The organism is Mesorhizobium sp. P2_A8 (genome assembly GCF_056404935.1).
Genome location: NZ_JBFUDB010000009.1, coordinates 231711 through 247866 on the forward strand (window position 1 = coordinate 231711; position 16156 = coordinate 247866).

15 protein-coding genes and 1 pseudogene are annotated in these 16156 nt (G+C 62.3%); 1 reads left to right on the top strand and 15 read right to left on the bottom strand.

The window, feature by feature from the left end; translation table 11 throughout:
• Nucleotides 1–22: 22 nt before the first annotated feature.
• The 13 genes from lpxB to AC1D10_RS26315 all read right to left on the bottom strand — a co-directional run bounded on the left by lpxB (nucleotide 23) and on the right by AC1D10_RS26315 (nucleotide 13142).
• A complete protein-coding gene (gene lpxB, locus AC1D10_RS26255; RefSeq protein WP_477277050.1) occupies nucleotides 23–1195 on the bottom strand; it encodes a lipid-A-disaccharide synthase in 1173 nt (390 codons plus the stop codon).
• Entirely contained in the window at nucleotides 1188–2105 is a 918-nt protein-coding gene (locus AC1D10_RS26260) for an LpxI family protein (protein WP_477277052.1), read from the bottom strand. Before AC1D10_RS26260 ends, lpxB begins: the two co-directional genes overlap by 8 nt.
• Entirely contained in the window at nucleotides 2077–2910 is an 834-nt protein-coding gene (gene lpxA / locus AC1D10_RS26265; RefSeq protein ID WP_477277054.1) for an acyl-ACP--UDP-N-acetylglucosamine O-acyltransferase, read from the bottom strand. The genes AC1D10_RS26260 and lpxA overlap by 29 nt, the downstream gene beginning before the upstream one ends.
• Before the next feature lie 13 nt (nucleotides 2911–2923).
• Nucleotides 2924–3391, bottom strand: coding sequence for a 3-hydroxyacyl-ACP dehydratase FabZ (gene fabZ / locus AC1D10_RS26270; RefSeq protein WP_027036657.1), 468 nt, complete (start codon nucleotides 3389–3391; stop codon nucleotides 2924–2926).
• Nucleotides 3384–4442 (bottom strand): UDP-3-O-(3-hydroxymyristoyl)glucosamine N-acyltransferase, encoded by a 1059-nt coding sequence (gene lpxD, locus AC1D10_RS26275; RefSeq protein WP_477277057.1) that lies wholly within the window; start codon nucleotides 4440–4442, stop codon nucleotides 3384–3386. Before lpxD ends, fabZ begins: the two co-directional genes overlap by 8 nt.
• A gap of 75 nt (nucleotides 4443–4517) precedes the next feature.
• The gene (gene bamA / locus AC1D10_RS26280) at nucleotides 4518–6887 is read right to left on the bottom strand and encodes an outer membrane protein assembly factor BamA (protein WP_477277059.1); all 2370 of its coding nucleotides are present in this window, start codon (nucleotides 6885–6887) and stop codon (nucleotides 4518–4520) included.
• A gap of 217 nt (nucleotides 6888–7104) precedes the next feature.
• Nucleotides 7105–8247 (bottom strand): RIP metalloprotease RseP, encoded by a 1143-nt coding sequence (gene rseP / locus AC1D10_RS26285; protein ID WP_379104430.1) that lies wholly within the window; start codon nucleotides 8245–8247, stop codon nucleotides 7105–7107.
• A 103-nt stretch (nucleotides 8248–8350) separates the two neighbouring features.
• Nucleotides 8351–9166, bottom strand: a complete 816-nt coding sequence (locus AC1D10_RS26290) for a phosphatidate cytidylyltransferase (protein ID WP_477277061.1) — start codon at nucleotides 9164–9166, stop codon at nucleotides 8351–8353.
• A complete protein-coding gene (locus AC1D10_RS26295) occupies nucleotides 9163–9897 on the bottom strand; it encodes an isoprenyl transferase (RefSeq protein WP_379104426.1) in 735 nt (244 codons plus the stop codon). The genes AC1D10_RS26290 and AC1D10_RS26295 overlap by 4 nt, the downstream gene beginning before the upstream one ends.
• Nucleotides 9898–9931: 34 nt before the next feature.
• Nucleotides 9932–10486, bottom strand: coding sequence for a ribosome recycling factor (gene frr, locus AC1D10_RS26300; RefSeq protein ID WP_015317784.1), 555 nt, complete (start codon nucleotides 10484–10486; stop codon nucleotides 9932–9934).
• Nucleotides 10487–10596: 110 nt separating this feature from the next.
• On the bottom strand, nucleotides 10597–11319 hold the full coding sequence (pyrH, locus tag AC1D10_RS26305) for a UMP kinase (RefSeq protein ID WP_111546675.1): 723 nt from the start codon (nucleotides 11317–11319) through the stop codon (nucleotides 10597–10599).
• A 152-nt stretch (nucleotides 11320–11471) separates the two neighbouring features.
• Nucleotides 11472–12578 carry an aldo/keto reductase gene (locus AC1D10_RS26310; RefSeq protein WP_477277064.1) on the bottom strand — a complete coding sequence of 369 codons (1107 nt, stop codon included), beginning with the start codon at nucleotides 12576–12578 and terminating at the stop codon, nucleotides 11472–11474.
• Between the two features lie 27 nt (nucleotides 12579–12605).
• The gene (locus tag AC1D10_RS26315; RefSeq protein WP_477277066.1) at nucleotides 12606–13142 is read right to left on the bottom strand and encodes a nuclear transport factor 2 family protein; all 537 of its coding nucleotides are present in this window, start codon (nucleotides 13140–13142) and stop codon (nucleotides 12606–12608) included.
• 115 nt (nucleotides 13143–13257) lie between these two features.
• Between AC1D10_RS26315 and AC1D10_RS26320 the strand changes: the two are divergent.
• Nucleotides 13258–14207, top strand: a pseudogene (locus tag AC1D10_RS26320) (LysR family transcriptional regulator).
• Nucleotide 14208: 1 nt separating this feature from the next.
• On the opposite strand, the gene tsf reads toward AC1D10_RS26320, so the two are convergent.
• Nucleotides 14209–15132 (bottom strand): translation elongation factor Ts, encoded by a 924-nt coding sequence (tsf, locus tag AC1D10_RS26325; RefSeq protein ID WP_477277068.1) that lies wholly within the window; start codon nucleotides 15130–15132, stop codon nucleotides 14209–14211.
• A 109-nt stretch (nucleotides 15133–15241) separates the two neighbouring features.
• Nucleotides 15242–16024, bottom strand: a complete 783-nt coding sequence (rpsB, locus tag AC1D10_RS26330; protein WP_023777441.1) for a 30S ribosomal protein S2 — start codon at nucleotides 16022–16024, stop codon at nucleotides 15242–15244.
• Between the last annotated feature and the right edge of the window lie 132 nt (nucleotides 16025–16156).

The window sequence follows — 16156 nt, forward strand, 5'->3', positions numbered from 1 at the left end:
TCCAGACTAAGAAAGGCGCCCGTCAGGGCGCTTTTTTTATGTGATGAAGCACGACACCCGCCGCGATCTCACCGGACGGCTTGCTGGTCGCCATACGCCGCGTGATCTCGGCAAAGCCTTGCTTTTGCCAGGCGCGCATCCCGCTATCGGCGAACAGCGCTTCCAGTTGCCGGGCCAGATTGTTCGGCTTGACGTACTCGTTGTAGAATTCCGGGACCAGCGCGCGATCCGCAATCAGGTTGGGCAGCAGCGCCGACCAGACGGACAGCAGGTAAGGCGCGACGACACGGGCGACAGGATCGAGCCTGTAGCAGGAGACCATCGGCACACCCGCCAGCGCCAGCTCCAGCGATACCGTCCCGGACGCGATCAGCGCGGCGTCGGCCTTGCCGAAAGCCTGCCATTTGCGCTGGGGATCAAGGATGATCTCGGGCTTCTCGTCCCACCTGGTGACCGAGGATCTGACCAGGTCGGCGACATGCGGCACTGTCGGCAGCAGCAGCCGCAGACGATGTCCGCGCGCGCGCAGCATCGATACTGTCTCGCCGAACGGGTCGAGCAGCCGCCGCACCTCGCCGCGCCGCGAACCGGGCAGGACGAGCAATGTCTTGACGTGGTCCGGAGCGAGGTCGCGTAACGGGTCCTGCGCCTTGGCCGCGGCGAGGACGCCCGGATCATGGGTGAGGCGATGCCCGACATAGGTTCCGGGCGGGCCGCCAAGCCGCTCGAGCTCCTTTACCTCGAACGGCAGGATGCAGAGGATATGGTCGACATAGGGCTTCATCGCCACCGCCCTGCCCGGCCGCCAGGCCCAGACGCTCGGGCAGACATAGTGGATGATCGGGATCGACGGATTGGCCGTACGCACCTTCCTGGCGACGCGCAGCGAAAAGTCGGGGCTGTCGATGGTAATGAGGCAGTCAGGCTTCTCATCCGCAACGGTTTTGGCCAGCTGGTTGATCCGCCGCATCAGGCGCGGCAGGTCGCGCAGGATAGCGCTGAAACCCATGAGTGCGATCTCGCCGGCATCGAATGGCGACACCAATCCCAGTGCCTGCAAATGGCGGCCGCCGAGACCGACGAGTTGCACCTCACGCCCGGTAGCCTGCTTGAGCGAACGCACGATGTCGGCGCCAAGCAAGTCGCCGGACTCCTCACCGGCAACGATTGCGATCTTCAATGCCCTGTCAGCCATGGTGCGGCTCCGCAGCAGCAGGCAAACCAATGACGAACAGACCGAGGGCGTTGGCGCGCGCTATGGTTTCAGAGCCTTCGAGAACCAGCGACCGTCCTGCCTCGACGGCAATGCCGGCAAGCCCGGCCGCATGCACCGCCTCGATCGTCTGCGGACCGATGGAAGGAAGATCCGCGCGCAGTTCCTGACCAGGCTTGGCGCATTTGACGAGGACGCCGCGGGTCTTGCCCGCTATACGGCCGTGGCCGCGCAGCAGCTTCGCACGATCGAGCAGTCCGGCTGTCCCCTCGATGCCTTCGAGCGCGATGGTCCGGCCGCCGACCGCGATCGCCGCCTGGCCAATATCCAGCGCCCCTATGGCCTTTGCCGCCGCAAGGCCAGCCTCGATGTCGGGCCAGTCCGATTTTCGTGGCGCGGCTTTGGTCAGGACGCCTTTGGCGGCGACAAGGTTCGGCACGATTTCGTGGGCGCCGACGACCTTTATTCCACGCGCTTCGAGGCCGCGAGCCACGACCTTCAGCAGGCCATCGTCACCACGCGCCAGCGCCATGACCACCAGGGGGATCACCGCGAGCAGGCTGAGACTGGGACGCAACGCAAGCAATCGTGGCCTGCGCTTGATCTCGCCGGCAAGCACGAGATGGGTAATCCGGTGCCGCCTCAGCAATGGTATCAGCGAGCCGATAGATTCGAGAGCGAGGCTTTCATGCTCATACCGGGAAAGGTCGGCCATGCGGTTCACCTCACCTTCCATCAGGATGACAAAGGGAGGGTAACCTCGTTCCGCCGAGCCGGCCGCGACTTCGACCGGCAGACTGCCACCACCGGCGATGATGCCGACCCTGGAACCCGGCGGAAGATCAAGACCCGCTGATGCGGTCTCAGTCTTCGTCATCGACATCGTCGCCATCGCCGCCTTTGAGCGACGGCACCGCATAATGCCGCTTGCCGCGACTGGTGATGAAATCGATGATCTTCATGGCGGTCGGTGACGACGCGAACTCCGCCTTGGCGAATTCGATGTTCTCGCCAACGGTTCGGGAACGATCGAAGATCATCCTGTAGGCCTTGCGCAGCAGATGGATTTCGGACCTTGGCAGGCCGGAACGCTTCAGGCCAATGATGTTGAGGCCTCGCAAGCTGGCGCGGTTGCCGACCGCGATGGCATAGGGGATGACGTCGCCCACGATCGCAGAGCAGCCACCGAGAAAGGCATTGTCACCGACGCGGACAAACTGATGAACCGCCGTCAGGCCGCCGATGTAGACACTGTTGCCGACTTCGCAGTGGCCGCCCAGCGTCGCCCCATTGGCGAATGTCGCATTGTTACCGACGACGCAATCATGGGCGATGTGGGCATAGGCAAGGAAATTGCCGTTGTCGCCGACCGTCGTCTCGCCGCGGCTGGAATCGGTACCGAGATGCATGGTCACGCCTTCGCGGATCGTGCAGTTCTTGCCGATGACCAGGGTGGTGCGGCCGCCCTTGTGCTTGGTGTTCTGCGGCGGTCCGCCCAGTATCGCCATCGGGTAGACCTTGGTCGACGCACCGATGGTGGTCGCGCCCATCACCGAGACATGGCTGACCAGTTCGACGCCGTCGCCGATCACCGCGTCGGCGCCGACATGACAAAACGGGCCAATGCGCACGCCTTGGCCGATTTGGGCGCCTTCCTCCACGACAGAGGAAGCATGGATAGATGTCTTGATTTTCATAAGCATTCGATCGTCAGTCGCTGGTGACCATCATGGCTGAAATCTCGGCCTCGGCCGCCTTGGCGCCGTCGACCATGGCTTCACAAGCGAATTTGAGCAGGTTGCCGCGTTTCTTGATTTTCTTGACATAAATCTTCAACTGGTCGCCGGGGACGACCGGTTTGCGGAATTTGGCGTTGTCGATGGTCAGGAAATAGACCAATGACGGCTTTTCAGTGCCCAGGCTGCGGATACAGATGGCGCCGGCCGTCTGCGCCATCGCCTCGACGATGAGCACACCCGGCATGACCGGCTGCTCGGGGAAATGGCCCTGAAAATGCGGCTCGTTTATGGTCACGTTCTTGATGCCGACAGCAGACTCGTCGCCGTCGATGTCGACGATGCGATCGATCATCAGGAACGGATAGCGGTGCGGCAGGAGCTTCATCAGCCCCATGATGTCGACCGCTTCCAGCGTCGTCGACGCGATCATGTCAGCCATTGCCTCCCTCGCCCTGTTTGCGGGTCCTGGCGAGCTTGCGCAGCATGGCTATCTCCCGCATGGCTTCCGCCATCGGCTGTGCCGGATAACCGCCCCAGATCTCGCCTGCAGGGACATTGCTCATAAATCCACTTCTGGCGGCAAGCTTGGCCCCAGACCCGATGGTCAGGTGATCCGCAAGCCCGACGCCGCCTCCCATGGTGACGTTGTCACCCACGACCACTGAACCCGAAATACCCGAAAGCCCGGCTATTATGCAATTGCGGCCGATGCGAACGTTATGGGCGATCTGCACGAGATTGTCGATCTTGGTGCCCTGGCCGATGATCGTATCGGACATGGCGCCGCGATCGACGGTGGTGTTCGAGCCGATCTCGACGTCGTCCTGGATGACGACACGGCCGACCTGGGGCACACGTTCGGGGCCCTTGGCGCCGCCGACGAAGCCAAACCCATCCTGGCCGATCCTGGCGCCGCCATGGATGATGACGCGGTTGCCGATCAAGGCATACTGGATGCTGGCGCCCGGGCCAACATACCCGTCGCGGCCAATTTGACAGGATTGTCCGATGACCGCATTGGGCGCGATGACGGTGCCGGCACCGATCGAAGCACTCGGACCGATGACAGCACCGGCCTCGATAACCGCGCCGGCTTCGACATGCGCGGTCGGATCGACATGAGCATGCGGCGAGACACCGGTTTCACTGGTCATTGGCCCCGGTGTCGCGGCTGTCGGAAAGAGCAGACGCCCGACCAGCGCGAAGGCCTGTTGCGGACGTGGATGGACCAGAACGGCGATGCCAGCCGGCGCCTTGCTGGCGAATTCCGCCGGACATAGGACCGCGGCCGCCCGCAGTGACGGCATCAGCGCCGAATTGCGTTTGCCATCGACGAAAACGAGCGCATTCTCGCCGCCTTCGTTGGCCGGCGCGAGTGCCTCGATCGAAATATCGGATTGGCCGGAATCGACAAGCACCGAGCCGGTCAGATTCGCGACTTCGCCCGCCGTGTACCGGCGTGATGGCGCGAAGAACACCGGATCGGTCATTCCAGAAGCTATATCCAGCTAGGTCGGAACATTTCTCCCGGACCTTAAAAATCCGGGAGCATCGTTGGCCGCCGATCAGAAGCGGGTCGATATGCCGAAGTTGAATTCCTGCACGTCGTCGGTTGCTTCCTTCTTGACCGGGATCGCATAGTCGATACGGATCGGACCGAACGGCGACGCCCACATCAGACCGACACCGACCGAGGCGCGCAGTTTCATGTCAGTCGATGTCTGAGCGGCGACGGTGTCGCTGATCTTGGTGCCATAGAGCGTTGCTGCGTCCGCGAACACGGCGCCGCGCAAGCCAAAGCTTTCCGGAATGACCGGCAGCGGGAACTGGGCTTCGGCCGAGGCGTTGAAATACGTCGTGCCACCGAGGTGGTCACCCGTAAGACTGTCCGCCGGGCCAATGCCACCATATTCGAAACCGCGGATCATGCGGTCGGTACTCTGGAATTGGTCGAAGATGCGCAAACTGCCATCGCCGCCGTAAGACTGGACATGACCTGCACCAGCCGACACGAGGCCAACCAGATCGAACTGCTCCGAGAGCGTCTGATAGACGCTACCGCGCCCGGTAAGCTTCACATACTTGGCATCGCCGCCCAAGCCGGCAAATTCGGCCGTCGTGTTGGCGTAAATGCCTTCGTGCGGGTTCTTCATATCGTCGATGGTGTTGTAGACCAGACCAAGGCTGACCGACGATTTGATCCAGGGGCTTTCGTCGATACCCTGAACGATCGCCTTCGAGATGTCGCAGTCACCCAGCACGCCGTCTGCATTGTCATCGCAGTTGTCGTCGTACTCATATTTTTCCCGCGAGATGTTATACGCGAGCTGCGTCGTGATGCTGTTGGTGATTGGCAGGCCGAAGCGCACCGTAGCGCCCGTGGTATCGCTATCGTATTTGTCGTACTCCCGCGTCTGCTTGAAGATGTCGAAGCCCGCGGCAATGCGCCGTCCGAGGAAATAGGGCTCGGTGAAAGACAGGCTGTAGTCGCGCGAATTCTTGCCGCCACCAGCCGACACCTTGATGAACTGGCCACGACCGAGGAAGTTGCGCTCGGTGATCGATCCTTCGACGGACGGACCGGACGTATCACCACCGGTCGAATAGCCGGCGCCGACAGAGAACTCGCCGGTGGACTTTTCGACAACGTCAACAACCAGCACGACCTGGTCGGGCTGCGAGCCCGGCACGGTCGAGATATCGACTTTGTCAAAGTAATTTAGGGCTTCCAGGCGCTTCTTCGCGCGCTGGATGAGCACCTGATTGAACGCATCGCCTTCGCTGACGTCGAACTCGCGGCGAATGACATAGTCACGCGTGCGGTCGTTGCCGCGGATCTCGATGCGCTCGATATAGGCCTTGGTGCCCTGGTCGATCGTGTAGACAACCGAAATGGTGTGGTTCTCGAAATTGCGGTCGCCGCGCGGTGTCACCTGCGCGAAGGCATAGCCGGAACCGGCCACCTTCTCGGTCAGCGCTATGATGGTGTCCTCGACGTCCTTGGCGTTGTAGACGTCGCCCTTGCGGGTTTCGACCACCGATTCCAGCGACTTGCTGTCGACTTCCGGGATCGTGCTTTCGACACTGACATCGCCGAACGTGTAGCGGTCGCCTTCCTGGACGGTGATGGTCACCGTGTACTTGTTCGTCGCGTTGTCGAGTTCGCCGACAGCGGACACGACCTGGAAATCGGCATAGCCGTGATTGTAATAGAAGCGGCGCAGCAACTCCTGGTCGGCGCGCAGCTTGTCGTCGTCATAGACGTCGTCGCGCAGGATGAAGGAAACCCATGACGAACGCTTGGTATTGATCACATCCGACAGGCGGCGGCTGGAGTAGGCGCTGTTGCCGACGAAATTGATCGCCGCGATCTGGGTGCGGTCGCCTTCAGTAATGTTGAAGACCACGTTCACGCGGTTGTCGCCAAGCTGCATGACCTGCGTGGTCACAGTCACATCGTCGCGACCGATACGCCTGTAGGCAGCCTTGACCGCCTCGACGTCGGAATCGAGCGTCGCCTGCGAAAACGTTCCGCGCGGCTTCAGCTGCACCGCCATCGCCAGCGCATTGTCCTTGAGCTTCTTGTTGTTCTGGAACAGCACCTGGTTGACGACCTGGTATTCGGAAACTTTGACCACCAGCGTCGAGCCGACCTGGTTGATCTGCACATCCGAGAATAGGCCCGTGCCGAACAGCGCCTTGACCGCACTGTCGATATCGGAACTGGAGAACGCCTTGCCCGGTTTGATGGAGATGTAATTGCGGACGGTATCAGCGTCGATACGCTGGTTGCCGCTCACTTCGACTCTGCTGACGACAGCGGCTTCGGCCGCCGATGTGGCAACGAACTGCACTGCGAGCGCGCCTGGCACGACAAGAGCCGCGGACAGGGTCACCGCGGAAGCGGCGCTCAGAAACTTGGATGCTGCCTTCATCGGGCTTAATAACCTTTTCTCGTAGTCCCCACGGCGAGAAAACCGGACGTGCGGTAATTTCTCGTACCGTATTAACCGGATTTTCCCTACACGCAAGGCTTCTGGTTAATTTGTATTTACTTAACCCTGCGGCGTGGCTTTCGCGTCACTCATATCCCCGTGCATGGTAAACGGCGTCTCAACATCGACCATGCCAAAGCCAAATTTCTTCATGATTTCAGCAGCCAAACAGATCGTTCCAGAAAACGAAACCCATGAAGCCCAGCACCAGAAGCAACCCGACCCGATAGGCCATTTCCATCATCCGATCCGACACCGGACGGCGAATGACGGCCTCCACCCCGTAGAACAAGAGATGGCCGCCGTCGAGGGGGGGAATCGGCAAAAGGTTCAGAAACCCTATGCCGACAGACAGCAGTGCAATCAGTTGCACGAGCCATTCGAACCCCAGTTTCGCGGCCTTGCCGGCCATGTCGGCGATCTTCACCGGGCCGCCCAGCTGACATTTATCCTCACGCCCGACAACGAAACGCTGCAGGAACTGACCGGTGCGCTGGATGACATGCCCGGTCTCCTCGACTGCCGCTGCAACCGCACCGACGGGCGTGTAGGTGATGAACCTCGGCTGGCCGAGTTCCTTGTTGTTGACGACGCCGATCACGGCGACCTTGACCTTGTTGCCGAGCGCGTCTTCCTGGTCCATCAGCCGCGGCGCCGCAGTCACCGTGACCTCCTTGCCGTCACGCAGCATGACGAAAGTGATGGTGTCGCCGGCGCGTCCCGAAACCAGGCGCTGGACGTCGCCAAAGGTTTCGACCTTGCTGCCGTCGACGCTGACGAATCGGTCGCCGGGCAGGATGCCGGCTTTCGCCGCCGGGCTGTCTGCGGTCACCTCTGCGACCATCGGCTCGGCGACATAGCGGCCATAGGCGGAAAACAACACGGTAAAGACGATGATCGTCAGCAGGAAGTTGAACAGCGGCCCGGCGACCACCGTCGCCGCGCGCTTCCAGATCGGCTGCGTGTGAAAGGCGACCTTGCGCTCCTCCTCGGTCAGCGTGTCCATCTCTTCCGAAGTGGGCTGGCTCGAGGTGGCATTCATGTCGCCGACAAATTTGACATAGCCGCCAAGCGGTATCGCACACAGTTTCCAGCGCGTGCCGTGACTATCGCTGAAGCCGAAAAGCTCCGGGCCGAAGCCGATCGAGAAGGCCTTGACCCCGATGCCGCACCAGCGCCCGACAAGATAATGGCCCATTTCATGGACGAACACGACCACCGTCAGCACAAAGAGGAACGGCAAGAGCGTGCCGAGGACGAAGCCTTGGGTGCTGAAAAGCGCGTGAAGAATATCGTTCAAGATAAACCCTCAAATTCTTCCGCGGCGCGGATAGCGCCGTGACTGTGGCATCAATCCAGGCGAATCCAAGGCGCGGCGCGCAACGGCCCTGAGATGACACCACTCAAACCGGAAACAGCCCCTGCGCCGGATGATCGGCGGTCGCCGAAATCCAACCGATGACGTACAGGGCGAAAGCTGCCGCGACAAGCCCGTCGACACGATCCATGACGCCGCCATGGCCCGGGATGAGCGCACCCGAATCCTTGCGGCCGTGGCGGCGTTTGACCCACGATTCAAACAGGTCGCCGGCCTGGGCGACAATCGACAGCACCAGCGCCAGCAGGCCGAGCAATGCCAGATTGCCGACGCCGGCAACCGCGGCCAGGATGATCCCCGCCACAACGCCGCCGGCTGCGCCGCCGAGCGCGCCGCTACGCGTCTTGCCGGGAGAGATCGACGGCGCCAGTTTCGGGCCGCCTACGGCACGGCCGACGAAATAGGCAAAGATATCGGTGGCCCAGACGACCGCGAACAGGAACAGGATGGCGACAAGGCCTGACTGGTCGCCATCGCGCAGCAGGGCGAGCGACAGGCCGGAAGCGCCGGCATAGGCAAGGCCAGCCGCGTCCCATTGCCCGATCTTGCGAACCGAGGCAGCAATCGCCGTTGCGCCAACCATGACCACGACAAGTGGCAGCAGCCACCACGCGGCAAAGCCAGCGATCAAGGCGCCAATGAAAACAACGAGCAGCGCTTCCGGCAGGAAACCCAGACCCGTGGCCACGGCAGGGCGCGACATACGTGTCCATTCATGGAAGATCACCGCCGCCATCACGGCGCACAGCAACCGGAACGGCAGGCCACCGAGCCAGGTCAAGCCGAGGGTGATGATGGCAAGCACAACTGCCGAAATGACGCGAAGCTGGAGATTGCTCATCCTGCGGCCGGTCGCGAGGCAACGTCCTGCGGGCCAAGTCCGCCGAAACGACGTTCGCGGCCGGCAAATTCGCGCAAGGCCTCGGCCAAGTGCTCGCGGCTGAAGTCGGGCCAGTAGCAAGGCAGGAAGACGAGCTCGCTATAGGCAGCCTGCCACAGAAGGAAATTCGACAGCCGCAGCTCGCCGCTGGTGCGGATGACCAGCTCCGGGTCGGGAATGCCTTGGGTGTCGAGAGCGCCGGCGAAACTTTCGGCGGTGATCGCCTCGCTGTCGAGTTCGCCACGCGCCACGGCCGCGGCAAGCTTGCGCGCCGCGCGCACGACCTCGTCGCGTCCGCCATAGTTGAAGGCGATCACCAGCGTCAGCGCTTCATTTGCGGCAGTCAGCGATTCGGCCTCGTCGAGCAGCCCCCTGATGTCTGGCTGCAGCCCAGCCCTGTCGCCGATGATTCGGACCCGCACGCCACTTTGGTGCAATTCGGCCAGATCACGGCGGATGAACAGTTTCAGCAGGCCCATCAGGTCGCTGACCTCGGACTTCGGCCGCGACCAGTTCTCCGACGAGAAGGCATAGACGGTCAGGAAGGAGATGCCGAGCCCGGGTGCAGCGCGCACCGTCTTGCGCAGCGCCTCGACGCCGGCGCGATGACCAGCAAGGCGAGGCATGCCGCGCGCCTTGGCCCAGCGTCCGTTTCCGTCCATGATGATCGCGACATGCGCGGGCGTTGCCATGTTCTCGCTTTCGGGTCAGCCGATGGCCAAGACCCTAAACCTGCATGATTTCAGCTTCCTTATCGGAAAGCAGGTGGTCGATGGTGCTGATCGTTTCGTCTGTCAGTTTCTGGACCTGGTCGGAGCGCTTGCGCTGATCGTCCTCGCTGATGTCGCCGTCCTTCTCCGCCTTCTTCAGGAAGTCCATGCCGTCGCGGCGCACATGGCGCGCGGCGACACGGGCGTTCTCGGCGTAGCCGTGCGAGATCTTGACCAGCTCCTTGCGGCGCTGCTCGTTGAGTTCGGGCAGTGGAATGCGGAGATTGGTGCCGTCGACGATCGGATTGAAACCCAGATTGGATTCGCGGATGGCGCGGTCGACCGCGCCGACCATCGATTTGTCCCAGACCGACACCGAAATCATGCGCGGCTCCGGCACCGAAACGTTGGCGACCTGGTTGATCGGCATGGTGGTGCCGTACGCCTGCACCTGGATCGCGTCGAGCAGATTGCTGGAGGCGCGACCGGTCCGCAGCGAAGCCAGATCATGCTTGAACGCGGCGATTGCCCCGTCCATGCGCCGCTTGAGATCGTCGTACTCACCACTCATCTTAGTCTCCTCGACCCGTCTGCCGCGGGTTCACTGCTTCGGGGCAAGGCCCCGTGTTCGAGCCTGATTTTCGAAAACCGGCTTCCCCTTCTTCGGGATCAGGCCCCGGATCAATCGTCCGCGACGACCGTGCAGCGGCCGCCGCCCCTTAGAATATCGCCAAACCCACCTTTTTCGTGGATCGAATAAACGATTATCGGAATGTTGTTTTCGCGCGCAAGTGCAATCGCTGCCGTATCCATGATGGAGAGGCCGCGTTTTATGACTTCGCCATGGCTGATGCGCTCGAAACGCGTCGCATTCGGGTCCTTCTTCGGGTCCGCCGAATAGACACCATCGACCTGGGTGCCCTTGAACAGCGCGTCGGCGCCAATCTCGGCTGCGCGAAGTGCAGCGGCCGAATCAGTGGTGAAGAACGGATTGCCGGTGCCGCCGGCAAAGATCACCACCTTGCCCTGGTTCATGTAGGCGGTGGCCTGGCGCTGCGAGAAGCTCTCGCAAAGTTCGGGCATGGCGATCGCCGAAAGCACGACCGCGTCGACACCGATCTTGTTCAGTGACGTGCGCAGAGCCAGCGAATTGATGACCGTGGCAAGCATGCCCATGTGGTCGCCGGTGACGCGATCGCCGCCCTTGGAGGCAACGGCCACGCCGCGAAAGATGTTGCCGCCGCCAATGACGACGCCCACTTCGATGCCCAGTGCGCGTGCCTCGGCGATATCGGCAGCGATGCGATCCACGACCGAAACGTCGATGCCGAAATGCTGTTCGCCCATCAATGCTTCGCCCGACGCTTTCAGCAAGACACGTCGGTAGAGGGGCTTCACCGTCATCTGGTCCTCGTCATTTTGCATGTGACGCGTTCCGGGTGGCCACCCTCGCGCAGGCGCCGCCCCGAAACAATGGCGCGATGCCGTGTTCCGATACACGAAGGGCGCCGCGATGTCACGCGGCGCCCGAGCCCGAAAATTGTCTCGGCTTTTGTTTAACTCACGCCGGCAAAAGTGCCTTTCATGAGCAGGTCCGGGAAGTAGCCGGCCGGCTTGCCGCCGACCGCCTGGCCTCCGGTGAGACCGCCCTGGATTTCCGGGCCGAAGAACGAGTACGGGAACGGCGTGACCGGCCGGCTGACCGCATCGAGCCTTGCCAGAAGCTCCAGTGGAATTTCGAAATCCAGCGCGCCGAGATTGTCCTTGAGCTGATCCAGCCTGGTCGCACCGATGATCACCGAGGCGACACCGGGCCGCGTCGCTGCCCAGTTCAAGGCGATTTGGGCCATGCCGCGACCGAGCTCGCCGGCGACCTTCTCCAGTTCGGCAACGATTGCCCAGTTGTGGTCGGTGAATTTCTGGAACCCAGGATTGGTCGAACCGCGCATCGTCTCCAGCCGGCCACCGGCCTTGCTGATTGTATCTGAACGATATTTGCCACTCAAAAGGCCGCTTGCCAGCGGGCTCCAGACCATGATGCCGGCGCCGTAGCGGGTGCCGAACGGCACGAATTCATGCTCGATGTTGCGCTCGGCCAACGAATATTCGAGCTGGAGCGCCGAAACCGGTTCATAGCCGCGCTGCTCGGCGACGGACTGCGCCCTGCTTGCGTACCAGGCGGGGACGTCGGAGAGGCCGACATGGCGGATCTTTCCGGCGCGCACCAGATCGTCCAGCGTCCGCATCACCTCTTCCGGCGACGTCAGCCTGTCCCATGCATGCAGGAAATAGAGGTCGATATAGTCGGTGCCGAGCCGCTTCAGCGAGCTTTCGACGGCCCGGATGATGTTCTTGCGGCCATTGCCGCCCGCATTCGGATTGCCCTGCTCCAGATTCATGCTGAATTTGGTGCTGATCACCGCCTTGTCGCGCAGACCGCGCTCGGCGATGAACTCGCCAAGCCAGGTCTCGGAGGTGCCGCCGGTATAGGCGTCGGCCGTGTCGAAGAAATTGCCGCCGGCCTCGACATAGACATCGACCAGGGCGCGCGCCGTCTCCTTGTCGGCGCCCCAGCCCCATTCGGTGCCGAAGGTCATGGTTCCGAGTGCCAGCCGGGTGACACGCAGCCCGCTGTTGCCGAGGGTGTAGTAGGACATGGCCATGATGTCGTTCCGATCCTGATCCAATGGTCAACGCCGATCCTGTCCGGGGGTCGTCTTGACCCACGGGTTGCCACGCTCATGCGTCATGCGGAATGTGAAGCCGTCCACTATCCAGCCGGCGCCCGATCGCGTCAGGTGGTGTTCATAGGTGCCCCACACTTCCCACAGCGGGTCTCCATTGCCTTCCATCTTGTTCCAGGCATAGCCGTTGGAGGAGACTGTCGCGGCCTCGGCGCCAAAGGCGACCTGGTGATTGGTGCGCAGATGCAGGCTGGTCTTGTTCCCCCGGAGGTTCGCCGCCCAGGTTCCGATCAGGTCGTCCGAGGCGATGGTGGCCGACGGTTGTCCGCTCAGGCTGCTGAAGTCGACGGTGACGCGGTCGGCGAAGTAACTGCGGGCGAGTCGCCAATCCTGGGCATCGACGGCGCGATCGATAGCATCGGCGATGCGGATGACGGCACGCTCATCAGCGAGCGTCGTTTCGCGGGACGGTTCGGCCCGGCCGGCATCGACTGGCGCCAGCGCAAGTCCCGCCGCGAAGGTAATGTACTTCAATGCAGTCATGTCTCTTCTCCTTTTCGCGATCGGCCCGCCGCGAGCTGTTGGGGACAATGTGGGCGGGCGCGCCGGCGTCGAGAAGATTGCATTATCTGCATGGACTATGCGATATCGTGCATGAATGGATCGCGATCTGCTCAGCCACCTTCCTGTCATTGTCGCCGTGGCGCGGCGTGGCGGCTTTGCCTCGGCCGCCGCAGAACTTGGCATGAGCCCTTCGGCGGTCAGCCACGCGGTGCGCCTGGTGGAAGAGCGGATCGGCCAGCCGCTGTTTGCCCGCACCACGCGCAGCGTCGCGCTTACCGAAGCTGGCGAAGCGCTTGTCGCGGCTGCGGAACCGGCATTGGAAGACATCGCCGACAGAATCGAGCGCATTCGCTCGGTGAAAGGCAGGGCGAGCGGGCTGCTCAAGATGAACGTGCCGCGCCTGGCGCTGCCTCTCGCCTTGATGCCCATCCTGTCGGCAATGGCCGAGCGCTATCCCGAGGTGACGGTGGAAGTGTTCACCGACGAGCGTCTGAGCGATATTGTCGGCGAAGGCTTCGACGCCGGCATACGGCTGGGCGAGATGATCGCGGAGGATATGGTGACGGTGCGGCTGACTGAGCCGTTCCGAACGGTCATCGTCGCCTCCCCACTTATGTCGGCCGGCATGGAAAACCGCGGACGCTGGCAGACCTCTCCAGTCACAACTGCGTCGGCTATCGGTTGCTGCGATCGCGTGCGCTCTACCGCTGGGATCTGTCCGACCATGGTAAGGATATCAGCGTCGAAACGCGTGGCAGCGTTGTCGTCACCGATCCGCTGTCGGCGCGCGACATGGCGCTGGCCGGTATCGGCCTCGCCTATCTGTTCGAGCCGCTGGTGCGAGCCGACATCCAGACCGGCCGATTGGTCGAAATCCTGCGCGAAGCCGCGATCGACGAGCCGGGGCTGTTCCTCTACTTTCCGCGCCGGGCGTCCATGGCGCCGAAGCTCAGGGCCTTCATCGATACCGCACAAGAAATCGGCCGGGCATCCCTGCGGACACCCGGCCGAAAAAAATCGTCAGAAGAACAGCCGCCTCGGTAGCTTACTTCTTGACCGCCGCCGCGACTTCCGCCGCGAAATCGGTCTCTTCCTTCTCGATGCCTTCGCCCAGCGCAAAGCGCAGATAGGCGGTGATCTTGGCCGGCGCACCGATGTCCTTCTCGGCATCCTTCAGCGCCTTCTCGACAGTGATGTCGGGATTGAGCACGAAGGCCTGCTTCAGGAGTACGACTTCCTCATAGAACTTGCGCAGACGGCCCTCGACCATCTTCTCGATGATCGCTTCCGGCTTGCCGGACTGGCGCGCCTGATCCGAGAAGATCGCCTTCTCGCGCTCGATTGCCGCCGGATCGAGTTCTTCGGTGGTCAGCGCCATCGGGCTGGTGGCCGCGACATGCATGGCGACCTGGCGCGCGAAGGCGTTGGCGGCATGCTCGTTGCCCGTGGTCTCGATGGCGACCAGCACGCCGAGCTTGCCGAGGCCATCGGCAACCGCGTTGTGGACGTAGGTCGCGACTGCGCCGTGCGGAACCGTCAGCTTGGCGGAGCGGCGGAAGCTGATGTTCTCGCCGATTGTGCCGACGGCGTCCTTGATAACCTCGGTGACGGACTTGTCCGAACCCGGATACTTGGCCGCCGCGACCACTTCGGTCTTGCCGCCGTAGGCGAGCGCGACCTTCGCGACATTGCGCACCAGCTCCTGGAACTGATCGTTGCGGGCAACGAAGTCGGTCTCGGAGTTGACTTCAACGACGGCAGCTTCGCGCACGCCGGAATCGACGCCGATCAAGCCCTCGGCCGCTGTGCGGCCGGCCTTCTTGTCAGCTTTCGAAATGCCCTTCTTGCGCAGCCAGTCGATGGCCTCTTCCATGTTGCCGTTGGTCTCGTTCAACGCCGCCTTGCAATCCATCATGCCCGCGCCGGTCAAGTCGCGGAGTTCTTTGACCTGTGCAGCCGAAATGCTCATTGTCGCCTCTTTGTTTTAAATGCACCGACGCACCATCGAACCTCGATGATGCGTCTGTTTAGCGTGCCAAAATATGAGAAAGATGAAGGCCGCAACCGGCCTTCGATTATCAAGCTTCGGGGGCTTCCGACGCCGGGGCCGGATCGAGCGCCGGTTCGACCGGAGCTTCGACCGAAGCGCCGATGTCGACGCCGAGCGCGCCCTGCTGGCGGGCGATGCCGTCGATCGCAGCCTTGGCGATCAGGTCGCAATAAAGCTGAATGGCGCGGGCAGCGTCGTCATTGCCGGGGATCGGGAAGTCGATCTTGTCTGGGTCGCAGTTCGAATCGATGATGGCGACGACCGGGATGCCGAGGCGCTTGGCCTCGAGGATGGCGATCGCTTCCTTGTTCGTGTCGATGACGAACATCAGGTCGGGCGTCGAGCCCATGTCCTTGATGCCGCCCAGGGCCTTGTCGAGCTTCTCGCGCTCGCGGTCGAGGTTGAGGCGTTCCTTCTTGGTCAGGCCCTGGGCTTCGCCGGCCAGCATCTCGTCGAGCTTGCGCAGGCGCTGGATCGAGTTCGAGATCGTCTTCCAGTTGGTCAGCATGCCGCCGAGCCAACGCGAATTGACATAGTATTGGGCCGAACGCTGTGCCGCATCGGCGACGATGTCGGACGCCTGGCGCTTGGTGCCGACGAACAGCACGCGGCCACCCTTGGCGACAGTGTCAGAAACCTGCTTCAGCGCCTGGTGCAGCAAAGGCACCGTCTGGCTGAGGTCGATGATGTGGATGTTGTTGCGGGCGCCGTAGATGTAGGGCGCCATCTTCGGGTTCCAGCGGTGAGTCTGGTGGCCGAAGTGAATGCCAGCTTCCAAAAGCTGGCGCATGCTGAAATCAGGCAGAGCCATTCTTAGTTCCTTTCCGGTTAGCCTCCACGGACACAGGCATTTTTGGACTTTGTCCTCGAACGCCACCGGAGGTTTCAGCCGGATTTCTCCCGGGCAGACACCAAAGTCCGTGTGTGGAATGAGCGCGCATAT